The following is a 12,118-nucleotide window of genomic DNA, read 5'->3' as shown; positions in this document are numbered from 1 at the left end:
CGATATTGACCAAGAGGAGTTTGAAATGACTATTTCCCGCCGAAAGCTTTTGCAATCCATGAGCGTCGTGGCCGCTGTACCCTGGCTTCTTCGCGGTATCGCGCAGGCGGCTGAGCCGCTGCGGATCGGTGTGCTCGGTGCTGGCTCACTGGGTGGTATTGTCGGCAGCCTGTGGGTAAAGGCTGGACACGAAGTCATGTTCTCTTCCCGCCATCCAGAGGAGCTTGAATCCCTGGTGCGGCAACTGGGGCCGCGCGCCTCCGTTGGGCTGCCGGCAGCAGCTGCCGAATTTGGCACCGTCCTGTTGCTCGCGGTACCCTTCGTCGCAATCCCTCAGGTAGGACGCGATCTGCGTCGACAGTATGCCGGCAAAGTGGTGCTCGATTCGACTAACCCCTGGGGGCCAAGCGACAGCGAAGTGTACCGTGAAGCTCGGGAGAATGGCGTCGCGCAGACGGTGCGCAAGTACTTTGCTGATGCGCGTCTGGTGCGGGCTTTTAGCTGTGTGGATGCCGGTGTGGTTGAGACGTCTGGAACCCGTCGTGGCGGGCGCATCGGTATGCCGATCGCCAGTGATGATGATCAGGCTATTCAGGTCGCCACGGGTCTTGTGCGTGACGCAGGTTTGGACCCTGTTGTAGTGGGGAATCTGGCTGCATCCTCTGCTTTCCAACAGGGCGGACCAGGATGGCGTGCGCATTTGACCGCTCCTGAACTGCGCCTCCGCCTGGGTATGCCAGTCGGTAACTAGAGCTTGTGTTGCTGAAACTGCCAACATCTGTGATACCTGCGATGTAATGACCAAACTCTAAAGAACGACAGGTGCAAAAGTTCGTCTTCACCGGGACTCGCTTAACGCCCGAGTGTTCGCTACATCTGGCACAACGGTATGAATCATTCAGAGAAAGCGGAGGTGATGGAGTGCGCCACACTTCTGGGTCGCACGAGGTTTTATTTATTTTGACCAGAGCTGCATTGCTTGCTGAACGTTGTTGGCAACTGAATGAACCTATCTACCGCAGCTCGGCACCATGGTGCCGAGATACCACCGATAGTCATTAACTCTTAATAATGGAGATTTTTAAACGTGTCACCTCCTCACTCTTTGTCGTCTACTTCAGGCAAGCATTTGCGTGCCGAAGGACTTCCTCTGGGATCACTTCTGGCTCTGGCTATGACGGGGCTCATATCCATCATGACTGAGACATTGCCAGCTGGACTGTTGCCAGAGATTTCTGCTGGGCTTGCGATCTCACCGTCTCAGGCTGGACAGTTGGTCACTGCCTATGCGCTCGGGTCGATGCTTGCGGTTCTTCCATTGACAATCATTACTCAACATTGGCGTCGGCGCATGACGCTTCTCACTGCGGTCTTTGGTTTCTTGATCTTCAATATTGCCACAGCCCTTTCGACGGACTATATCTTCACTCTTTTCGTGAGGTTCATGGCTGGTGTGGCTGCGGGACTATCCTGGAGTCTGATCGCGGGCTATGCGCGCCGGCTGGTCAAACCCGAATTGCAGGGTCGTGCTGTCGCGGTAGCAATGCTCGGTACGCCCATCGCGCTGTCTATCGGCGTCCCTGCTGGCACGTGGCTCGGCCATCTGGTCGGTTGGCGGATGGCCTTCCATGGCATGTCGCTGTTCACTGTCGCGCTAGTAGTCTGGATACTGTTGATGCTGCCCGATTTTCCGGGCCAGACGCGTGCCAAACATTTGGGGTTGTGGCAGGTCCTATGTACACCAGGCGTACGTCCAGTTCTGGTCGTGATACTTACCTGGATGCTTGCCCACAACATTTTGTATACCTATATAGCGCCTTACGTTGCGCAGGCTGGCCTTGCCAGTCAGGTCGATGTGGTGTTGCTTGTATTCGGTGTGGCCGCGCTCGGCGGTATCGGTCTCATTGGCCGACTGGTTGATCGACATCTTCGCACCGCGACATTAGCCAGTTTAGTGGTATTTAGCCTTGGGCTGGTTGTTATGGGGATCTGGGCGGACATAAGCACAGCTGTATATATATCTACAGCCATCTGGGGTTTAACCTTCGGTGGGGCAGCAACCCTGCTTGTTACGGCAGTAGCGGATGCGGCAGGTGAAGGTGCCGACGTCGCTGTATCATTGACGGTAGTGGTGTGGAACGCCGCGATCGCTGGAGGTGGCTTTTTCGGCGGCATGCTTCTCCAGCATGTCGGCGTGGTTGCGTTTCCCTGGTTGGCTCTGTTGCTTATCGCAGTCGGACTGGCCGTAGTGGTTACTTCTTACCGGTTTTCGTTTAAGCCCGGGCCTCGGGCGCATGCAAACCATTAAGGGGCAAGCTAGACGAGCTCGGCCCAGAGACATCTGTGAGCCGAATGTTTCAGGGAACGTCTAGGGAGTTGTTGGAGATAACAATGCTAATGATATCTTCATCAATGGGCGAAGCAGATCGAATGTATTGATTGATAGCTGAATCATATTCATAACATTCCACTAAATGCGCAAGTAGGGGCCGTAAGCTGAAATGCAGATTTACGTTTTATTGCCCAGAACTAACCTGCGCAGATTATATACATGTTGCACCAACAGGATAAACATAGCTGTGACTAGGGCTATGTTTATTACTTGACCTTCCAGTTAACGGTTCTGTTTATCTTTTTCTTTCAGGCATAGTGCCTTTCATGGACAAAAGGTAGGGTGGCACAAATTCCACTCTGCTTCTGTCAAGATAGTCCGACCACCACTGCATCATTGCACGGCGGGCATCGAGATGTTCCGCTTTATGAACGTACGCTGCTCGAACGCTATTGCGCTCCTGATGGCTCATTTGACGCTCAACGGCATCCTGTGACCACAGGCCAGATTCCATCAGGGCACTACAGGCCATTGCCCGAAATCCGTGACCACAAATTTCATCTTTCGTGTCATAGCCCATCAGCCGTAGTGCCTTGTTGACCGTGTTTTCGCACATGGGCTTATACGGATTATGATCACCCGGAAATACCAGCTCCTGATGCCCGGATATTTCCCGTATCTGTTTCAGAATAGTGATGGACTGGCTGGAGAGAGGAACGATATGCGGTGTGCGCATTTTCGCTCCACGCCCGGAATAGCGGACACCGGGGATTGCCTCGCGAGTGGCAGGAATGGTCCAGATTTTGTTTCTAAAATCGATCTCAGACCAACGGGCAAAACGCAGTTCGCTGGAACGGATGAACAAATTTAGGGTAAGTGAGACTGCCAGGCGGGTTAATTCTCGTCCTTGCTGGTAGTTCTCAATACGGGTTAACAGTTCTGGTAGCTGTTCCAGCGGAAGGGCAGGGTAGTGGCGTTTAACCGGAGGGGCGATGATACCGTCCAGATTTGCCGCCGGATTGTTATCTATCAGCTCCTGATGCACGGCATGACGCATGATGTTGCACATATGCTGTCGAGTGCGTGCCGCCACTTCCAGCAGACCTTTTTTCTCAATCCCTTTCAGCAGGTCGATAAAATGACGTGGTTTTAGTTCAGAGACAGGTAGATGCCCAATGATCGGAAAAATATGGTTATTCATGCTGGCGAGCAGACGGACGGCATGATTCTCAGACCATGCTCTGTTGCTTTTATGCCAGCTCAGTGCAACAGACTTGAAGGTTTCTTCTGGCAACGCAGTGGCTCTTTCAGCGGAGCGTTGTTGTGCTGGGTTGATATTCTGCACCAGTAGCTTACGGATACCGTCACGCTGTTGACGAGCATCAGCCAGAGAGACATCAGGATAGGCACCTAAGCCGAGGCGGGATTCTTTTTTATTGATACGATATTTGAGATACCAGAGACGTGAACCGCCTGGATTAACCAGCAGGTACAGACCGTGAGAATCGGAAACTTTGAAAGGTTTAGCGGATGGTTTTAAGTTGCGGATTTTTGAGTCGTTAAGAGACATTTGGGGGTCACTCCGTCATCGAACCAACTTGACCCCAAATCTGACCACCAAATTCTCCCGATGCGGAGGGAAAACTGAAAATGCATCGGGAAGACCTTTCACGCTAACTTATTGAATCTGAATTACATAGGGATTCGCAAAGCGGCATGAAAACAAGAATTTGGCTCCTCTGACTGGACTCGAACCAGTGACATACGGATTAACAGTCCGCCGTTCTACCGACTGAACTACAGAGGAATCGTGTGAACGGGGCGAATAATAACGGGGTGGTGCGGCTTTGTCAAAGCACTAAACTGCGAAAAAAGTGCGTTTGCTGTCGTAATGAGCATGTTGCGTTGTTTTTCGGCACTCATCTTGTTTATTCGCGCGGTTTATCATCCAACATTGCTGTCGTCGTTATTGCACCGATCATTGCACGTTTAAGGTGCGAGAGGCGGTATATGCGTGAACGCGCGGTGAAAACGATAGCGATTTTTACCCTGAAATACCCCACTGGAAACCTCCTGAGGGTGCTGAAACCTCGCATTTTCCCTCCGATATGTAGGATGAATGAACAGAAAATATGTATTGGCCGTCACAATGGCTAGATTTTTGCTTGTTTAAATGCGTGGAATGCGACTGCGCTCTCGCGCAAATTATTTTCGCCGTCTACACATAAAGTGACTGGTGCACGCCCCTGGGCGTTCCGCTATACCCGTCAGACTTGAAGCCGTATCGGTGTTATCGCCGCTTTGATACAGCGCCAATTATTTGGGGTCTAAAAACAGTGCTGAGGAAAACAACAATGTCATCTAAATTGATTAAAAGTCCGCTCGCTGCTCTGCTTATCGGTTGTTTAGGTTCTGCTTTTTATGCTCAGGCCGATATCGTTATCGGCGTCGCCGGGCCGTTCTCTGGGCCGAATGCGACCTATGGCGATCAGTACTGGCGTGGTGCTTCGCAAGCGGCAGCGGATATTAACGCCGCCGGCGGGATTAAAGGGGAAAAAATCAAACTGGTTCAGGGGGATGATGCCTGCGAACCCAAACAGGCGGTCGCCGTTGCCAACCGCTTGGTGGATCAGGACAAGGTCGCTGCGGTAGTGGGCCACTTCTGCTCATCCTCCACCATGCCCGCCTCCGAGGTGTATGACGAGGCCGGCATTATCGCCATCACGCCCGGTTCCACCAACCCGCAAATTACCGAACGCGGCATGGCCAACATGTTCCGCATGTGCGGGCGTGACGATCAGCAAGGGGTGATCGCCACCAACTACATGCTGAACACCCTGAAGGCCAAACGCATTGCGGTCATCCACGACAAAGACACCTACGGCCAAGGGCTGGCGGATGCCGCCAGGGCGGAGATGAACAAGCGCGGCGTGAAGGAAGTGCTGTATGAAGGGCTGTCGCGCGGCGAAAAAGACTTTAACGCACTGGTGACCAAAATTGCGTCGGTCAAACCTGACGTGGTCTATTTTGGCGGTTGCCACCCAGAGGCAGGGCCATTGGTGCGCCAGATGCGTGAACAGGGGGTGACCGCCAAGTTCTTCTCCGGTGACTGCATCGTGACTGAAGAGCTGGTGACCGCTGCCGGCGGGCCGCAGTACACCAACGGTGTGCTGATGACCTTCGGTAACGATCCGCGTCTGATCCCGGAAGGCAAAACGGTGATCGCCAAGTTCCGCGCCAGCGGTTTTGAACCTGAAGGTTACACTCTCTACTCCTACGCTTCTATTCAGGCGATCGCTGCGGCGTTCAACGCGACCGGGGGCAAAGACAGTGCCAAGGCCAGTGAATGGCTGAAGTCGCATGATGTGGATACCGTGATGGGTAAAAAGGCCTGGGACAAGAAGGGCGACCTGAAGGTATCGGATTACGTGGTCTATCAGTGGGATGATAAAGGCAAATATCACCAACTTTAAAATCCTCTGCGTCTTTCAAGCCACAGCGTTGTTGGCTGCATACGTTCACCCCAGTCACTTAGTGGACCTAAGTTTCTGGGGACTCACGTACTTGTCGCCTAACTGTAACTTGAAATCCATTGAGGATTAACGCATAAGCGGATCCGCGGATCCGCGCCGATACTTCCCTTGGGCCGCGTCTGCATGTGCTTGCGGTCCCACCAGGCGAGACTGCTCATTATGGATGTTTTCTTTCTGCAACAGTTGATCAACGGCCTGACGCTCGGCGCAGTTTACGGCCTGATCGCCATCGGCTACACCATGGTTTACGGCATTATCGGCATGATTAACTTCGCCCACGGCGAGGTCTATATGATCTCCGCCTATCTGTGTGCCATCGGGCTGGCACTGTTGTCATTCTTTGGTCTGCAATCCTTCCCATTACTGATCCTCGGCACGCTGGTGTTTACCATTGTGATCACCGGGGTATATGGCTGGGTGATCGAGCGTATCGCCTACAAACCTTTGCGCAACTCTACGCGTCTGGCGCCGTTGATCTCCGCTATCGGTATGTCGCTGATCCTGCAAAACTACGCGCAAATCAGCCAGGGGCCACGCCAGCAGGGGATTCCGACATTGCTGGATGGCGTATTCCGCCTCAACTTTGACGGCGGGGTGATCCAAATCACCTACACCAAGGTGTTTATCCTGGTCGCCTCACTGCTGGGCATGGCCATCCTCACATACATCATTCAGCACACCCGCCTGGGGCGTATTTGCCGTGCGACCCAGCAGGATCGCAAGATGGCGTCCATTCTGGGTATCAATACCGATCGGGTCATCTCCCTGGTGTTCGTGATTGGCGCTGCGATGGCCGGTTTGGCCGGGGTGCTGATTACCATGAACTACGGCACCTTTGACTTCTACGTCGGCTTTATCATCGGTATTAAAGCCTTTACCGCCGCAGTGTTGGGAGGTATCGGTTCGCTGCCCGGCGCCATGCTGGGGGGCTTGCTGCTGGGCGTCGCGGAGGCGCAATTTGCCGGCATGGTGAACTCAGATTACAAAGACGTATTTTCCTTCGGCCTGCTGGTGGTGATCCTGATTTTCCGCCCTCAGGGCCTGCTCGGACGCCCCATGGTTGCTAAGGTTTGAGGGATAAATTATGTCGCAATCTAGGGTTCACCAAGGGCTGAACGTTAAACGCAGCCTGCTGGATGCCGTATTGGCCGGGCTGATCGCCCTAATCGTGTTCGGGCCGATCGTCGGTATTGTTCTGAACGGTTACAGCTTCAACTTTGAGCCACGCCGGCTGGTGTGGATTATCGCGGCGGTGATGGCTGGGCGGCTGTTGCTCAGCCTGTTTTTGCAAACCGCGCCGGGGCGCAAGCTATTAACGCGCTTTGACGGCGGTAATGACGGTGTCTATGTCCGGCCGATTGGGGCCAAAACTAGCCTGCGTTGGATCATCCCGTTAATGGCGGTGATCGCGCTATTGTTCCCGTTTGTAGCCACTAAATATCTGCTGACGGTAGCGATACTGGGACTGATTTACGTGTTGCTTGGGCTGGGGTTGAACATCGTTGTTGGCCTGGCTGGGCTGCTTGATCTGGGCTATGTGGCATTCTACGCCATTGGCGCCTATGGATTGGCGCTGGGCTACCAGTATCTCGGGTTGGGGTTCTGGGCGATGTTGCCGCTGGGGGCATTGATGGCGGCGTTGGCCGGTGCGCTGCTGGGGTTCCCGGTATTGCGCATGCACGGCGACTACCTGGCGATCGTCACGCTGGGATTCGGGGAAATTATCCGCCTGGTGCTGAATAACTGGATGTCGTTGACCGGTGGGCCAAACGGTGTCTCGGTACCGGCTCCAACGATTTTTGGTCTGGAGTTTGGGCGGCGGGCGAAGGACGGCGGCGTGCCGATCCACGAATTCCTCGGCATTGCCTATAACCCTAATCTGAAGTTTATTTTTATCTATGCCGTGCTGTTCCTTGTGGTGCTGTTGGTGCTGTACATCAAGCACCGGCTCACGCGCATGCCGATCGGTCGCGCCTGGGAGGCATTGCGCGAGGATGAAATTGCCTGTCGATCGCTCGGGCTCAACCACGTATTGGTGAAGCTGTCGGCCTTTATGATGGGGGCGTCCACCGCCGGGCTGGCCGGGGTATTTTTCGCCACCTATCAGGGCTTCGTTAACCCAACTTCATTCACCTTCTTTGAATCGGCGTTGATTCTGGCAATCGTGGTGCTGGGGGGCATGGGATCGACGATCGGTGTGGTGCTGGCCGCGTTCGTGCTCACGGTGGCGCCGGAGCTGTTGCGGAGCTTCGCCGAATACCGGGTACTGCTGTTTGGCGTGCTGATGGTGGCGATGATGATCTGGCGGCCGCGTGGGTTGGTGCGTATCAGCCGTACCAGCTTTGTACCGCGCAAGGGGGTGGAGCCATGAGCGATCCTATCTTGCAGGTTGAGCATCTGATGATGCATTTCGGCGGCATAAAGGCGCTGAACGACGTGAATCTGGCGGTGGAGCGCGGTTCGATTACCGCATTGATCGGCCCTAACGGCGCGGGTAAAACCACGGTGTTCAACTGCCTGACCGGTTTTTACCGCGCGACCGGCGGGGCGATTCTGCTTAATACGCACAAGCGACCGACCGACGTGATCCAGGTGCTGGGGCAGAAATTCCATGCGGGTGATTGGATTAACCCGAAGCGGCTGGGCTCGCGTGTTTACTACAAAATGTTCGGCGGCACCCATTTGGTCAACCGCGCCGGGCTGGCACGCACCTTCCAAAACATCCGCTTGTTCCGCGAAATGTCGGTGGTCGAGAACCTGCTTGTCGCGCAGCACATGTTGAGCAACCGCAACCTGATCGCCGGTGTGCTCAATACGCCGGGTTACCGCCGGGCGGAAAGCCAGGCACTGGATCGTGCCTTTTACTGGCTGGAGGTGGTGGAGCTGGTGGACTGCGCCAACCGGCTGGCGGGCGAGATGTCCTACGGCCAGCAGCGGCGGCTGGAGATTGCCCGGGCAATGTGCACCACGCCGGAAATGATCTGCCTTGACGAGCCTGCCGCCGGGTTGAACCCGGTAGAGACGGCAACGCTGAGCCGCATTATCCGTTTTCTGCGTCAGCATCACGGCATCACGGTGCTGTTGATCGAACATGATATGGGCATGGTGATGGAGATCTCCGATCGGGTGATCGTGCTCGATCACGGCGATGTGATCGCCGAAGGTACGCCGAAAGAGATCCAGCATAACGATTCGGTGATCGCCGCTTACCTTGGTGCGGATGAAGAGGAGCTGGCGGGATGAGCAATGTGATGTTGGAGTTTCGCAACGTGGACGTGTTTTACGGCCCGATCCAGGCGTTGCAGCAGGTCTCGTTACAGGTGAACGAAGGGGAAACGGTGGCGCTTATTGGCGCCAACGGGGCGGGTAAGTCGACGTTGCTGATGTCGATCTTCGGCCAGCCACGTATCAGCGGCGGGCAGATCCTGTTCCGTGGCGAAGATATCAGCCAGCGCTCTACCCACTACGTTGCCAGCAGCGGTATTGCTCAGGCACCCGAGGGGCGACGAATTTTCCCGGACATGAGCGTGGAGGAAAACCTGCTGATGGGTACCATCACCATTGGCAATCGCTATGTGGACGAAGATTTGCTCCGTATGTTCGATCTGTTCCCCCGCCTGAAAGAGCGGCGTAACCAGCGGGCGATGACCATGTCCGGTGGCGAGCAGCAAATGCTGGCGATTGCCCGGGCTCTGATGAGCCGGCCAAAACTGCTGTTGCTGGACGAACCGAGCCTGGGGCTGGCACCGATCATCGTTAAACAGATTTTCAGCATTTTGCAGGAATTAACCCGCGGCGGCATGACCCTGTTTCTGGTGGAACAGAATGCCAACCATGCGCTGAAGCTGTCCGATCGCGGCTATGTGATGGTCAACGGGCAAATCCGCCTGACCGGCAGCGGCGCAGAGCTGTTAAACGACCCTGAGGTGAGGAAAGCCTACCTGGGCGGTGCTTAGAACTGGCGCTGGATCCAGCGCACGTTCAGCCGCACCAGTGCAATGATGCCACTGGACAGGATCCGCAGCCCGGTGGATAAATCGCGGCGGCGGATATCCAGCAGCAGCACGGTACGCACCTTATCGCTGTCGTTCCATACCTCGTGTTCGAAGGTATCGTCCCACAGCATAAATTCTCCTTCGTTCAGCCGGTATTCTTGCCCGTCCACTTTTAACACGGCGGCAGGCAGGCCATCGGCACCTTTAGGCATCGATAACACCAGATAGCCACGCAGAATGCCCCGGAACGGGCCACGGTGTGCCGGCACCTGTTTGCCGGGCGCCAGGAATGATAGCGAAGCGGAAAGAACGTCGGGGGATGAGGCAATCAGACCCGCCAGCGTTGGGCAGCGTGCAAGATTACGCGTAATCGGCTGGCCATAGGCTTTCATGATAAACATCCGCCAGTCGCGTGCATCGTTGTCGGAGATCGACGCCTGTTCGATCATAATCTCGTGAAATCGCGGGATATTACGCAGATCTTCCGCCACGGTCAGCGCCTCTTCACGGATCTGTGGCCACTGGTCGGTAAAGCGTTGTGCATCAGGAAACAGGCGTGTGCTGTCGAGCACGGGAGCGCCCTTGATGCGACGATCGTAAATACGGCGTAATGACAACACGGACCAATCATAGATAGCTGACATAGTGACCTCAATAGAGTAACCAGATTTCTCGCCGTCTCTTGATATTATTATTGTTTAATATGCGCCTGCCGGATGATTAATTCTTCGGTATAACACGTTTGTCCGCTAAAGGCTTGCCGACCAATAGGCCATAAGTGGCAAAAAGCAGTTGAAAAAAACACCCCAATAAAAGTGTGACGCGTATCGCATTTACCCCACCAATTGGTTAAAATATCGCTACTTCCCGCACCTGCCCGGATCCCGTTTAACATGGAACACACTCAGGTCTCTCGCTCAACCGCCTGGTTGCGCGTGGTCATTCTTGCCGTGTCGGCCTTTATCTTCAATACCACCGAGTTTATTCCGGTAGGGTTACTGAGCGATATCGCCCAAAGCTTTTCGATGCAGACCGAGCAGGTGGGGTTGATCATCACGATTTATGCCTGGATTGTTGCGGCTTTCTCACTGGTGTGCATGCTGCTGACCAGCAAGATTGAACGACGCAAACTGTTGATCGGCGTGTTCATTCTGTTTATCGCCAGCCATGTGTTGACCGCCGTTGCATGGAACTTCACCACGCTGGTGATCTCCCGTGCCGGTGTCGCCTTGGCCCACGCCGTATTCTGGTCGATCACCGCTTCACTGGCGATCCGCGTCGCACCCGCAGGCAAGAAAGCGCAGGCGCTGAGCTTGCTGGCGGGCGGTACCGCACTGGCGATGGTACTTGGCCTGCCACTGGGGCGTATCGTTGGCCAGATCCTGGGCTGGCGTATGACTTTTATCGGTATCGCCGTTTGTGCCACTCTGGCGTTGGTGCTGTTGTGGCGTCTGTTGCCGGTGCTGAAGAGCGAACATTCTGGCTCACTGGCCAGCGTACCCATGCTGTTTAAGCGCCCGGCGCTGGTCAGCCTGTATATGTTGACCATCATTGTGGTGACGGCGAATTTCACCGCTTACAGCTATATCGAACCCTTTATTCAGACCGTGGCTGGGCTGTCAGAAAACTTCACGACGCTGATGCTGCTACTGTTCGGTGCCGCCGGTATCATTGGCAGCCTGCTGTTTAGCCGCTTTAGCGAACGTTTCCCGTCGGGCTTTTTCATCGGCGCCATCGCGTTGCTGATGTTAAGTCTGCTGTTGCTGTTACCGGCCTCCGGCAATGAAAACCATCTGACGCTGCTGTTTGCCGTGTGGGGTATGGCAATCATGGCGATTGGCCTGTCGATGCAGGCCAAGGTATTGAACCTGGCACCGGACGCTACTGACGTAGCAATGTCGATCTACTCCGGGCTGTACAACTTCGGTATCGGTGGTGGGGCATTGCTGGGTAACCAGGTCAGCCTGCATCTGGGTATGGGCAACATTGGCTTTGTCGCAGCTCCGCTGGCGTTGATTGCTCTGGGCTGGTGTCTGCTAAACTTCTATCGCAGTGAGCGGTTCCAACACCATCACATCCGTTAATGGCCTTCTTGCTGATAGTGGCCATCGCATTGCTGGTGCTTATCGTTGCCAGCATGCAGATTGTGATGGTGCTCATTGGGGTATTCGGTCCCAAAACACGCAGCAGCGATCTGGAAAATATCTGACGGACTTAACCGGCGTTGTGCACTGAGACAAGGCCGGTATCTTCAGTAA

The 12,118-nt window shown here is 54.9% G+C and carries 10 protein-coding genes and 1 tRNA gene; 8 read left to right on the top strand and 3 right to left on the bottom strand.

Features of this window, described 5'->3' with window-relative positions:
* Window positions 1-25: 25 nt before the first annotated feature.
* Both AC2FCQ_RS19255 and AC2FCQ_RS19250 read left to right on the top strand, forming a co-directional pair.
* A complete protein-coding gene (locus AC2FCQ_RS19255; RefSeq protein ID WP_490308832.1) occupies window positions 26-751 on the top strand; it encodes an NADPH-dependent F420 reductase in 726 nt (241 codons plus the stop codon).
* A 336-nt stretch (window positions 752-1,087) separates the two neighbouring features.
* Entirely contained in the window at window positions 1,088-2,308 is a 1,221-nt protein-coding gene (locus AC2FCQ_RS19250) for an MFS transporter (protein WP_490308833.1), read from the top strand.
* A gap of 319 nt (window positions 2,309-2,627) precedes the next feature.
* Here the strand turns inward: AC2FCQ_RS19250 and AC2FCQ_RS19245 are convergent, their stop codons facing one another.
* On the bottom strand, window positions 2,628-3,902 hold the full coding sequence (locus AC2FCQ_RS19245) for a tyrosine-type recombinase/integrase (RefSeq protein WP_490308834.1): 1,275 nt from the start codon (window positions 3,900-3,902) through the stop codon (window positions 2,628-2,630).
* Window positions 3,903-4,063: 161 nt separating this feature from the next.
* A tRNA-Asn gene (locus AC2FCQ_RS19240) sits at window positions 4,064-4,139 on the bottom strand.
* A 547-nt stretch (window positions 4,140-4,686) separates the two neighbouring features.
* On the opposite strand from AC2FCQ_RS19240, the gene AC2FCQ_RS19235 reads away from it, so the two are divergent.
* From AC2FCQ_RS19235 to AC2FCQ_RS19215, 5 genes are all read left to right on the top strand, one after another.
* Entirely contained in the window at window positions 4,687-5,805 is a 1,119-nt protein-coding gene (locus tag AC2FCQ_RS19235; protein ID WP_209635985.1) for a branched-chain amino acid ABC transporter substrate-binding protein, read from the top strand.
* 219 nt (window positions 5,806-6,024) lie between these two features.
* Window positions 6,025-6,939 (top strand): ABC transporter permease subunit, encoded by a 915-nt coding sequence (locus AC2FCQ_RS19230; protein ID WP_044552474.1) that lies wholly within the window; start codon window positions 6,025-6,027, stop codon window positions 6,937-6,939.
* 10 nt (window positions 6,940-6,949) lie between these two features.
* Window positions 6,950-8,236 carry a high-affinity branched-chain amino acid ABC transporter permease LivM gene (livM, locus tag AC2FCQ_RS19225; RefSeq protein ID WP_490308835.1) on the top strand — a complete coding sequence of 429 codons (1,287 nt, stop codon included), beginning with the start codon at window positions 6,950-6,952 and terminating at the stop codon, window positions 8,234-8,236.
* Complete coding sequence (locus AC2FCQ_RS19220) at window positions 8,233-9,108, top strand: ABC transporter ATP-binding protein (protein WP_209635980.1); 876 nt, start codon at window positions 8,233-8,235, stop codon at window positions 9,106-9,108. The genes livM and AC2FCQ_RS19220 overlap by 4 nt, the downstream gene beginning before the upstream one ends.
* On the top strand, window positions 9,105-9,821 hold the full coding sequence (locus tag AC2FCQ_RS19215) for an ABC transporter ATP-binding protein (RefSeq protein ID WP_209635978.1): 717 nt from the start codon (window positions 9,105-9,107) through the stop codon (window positions 9,819-9,821). Before AC2FCQ_RS19220 ends, AC2FCQ_RS19215 begins: the two co-directional genes overlap by 4 nt.
* Here AC2FCQ_RS19215 and AC2FCQ_RS19210 read toward each other — a convergent pair.
* Window positions 9,818-10,504 carry an aspartyl/asparaginyl beta-hydroxylase domain-containing protein gene (locus AC2FCQ_RS19210; protein ID WP_209635976.1) on the bottom strand — a complete coding sequence of 229 codons (687 nt, stop codon included), beginning with the start codon at window positions 10,502-10,504 and terminating at the stop codon, window positions 9,818-9,820. The two genes, AC2FCQ_RS19215 and AC2FCQ_RS19210, sit on opposite strands and share 4 nt — an antisense overlap.
* Window positions 10,505-10,753: 249 nt before the next feature.
* Here AC2FCQ_RS19210 and AC2FCQ_RS19205 point away from each other — a divergent pair, with 249 nt between their 5' ends.
* Window positions 10,754-11,944 carry a sugar transporter gene (locus tag AC2FCQ_RS19205; RefSeq protein WP_209635974.1) on the top strand — a complete coding sequence of 397 codons (1,191 nt, stop codon included), beginning with the start codon at window positions 10,754-10,756 and terminating at the stop codon, window positions 11,942-11,944.
* Window positions 11,945-12,118: the final 174 nt, after the last annotated feature.

Source organism: Serratia sp. CoH_134_PS_4 (genome assembly GCF_058190535.1).
Note: the sequence above shows the minus strand (reverse complement) of the source record. Positions and strands in the feature narration are given on the sequence as shown.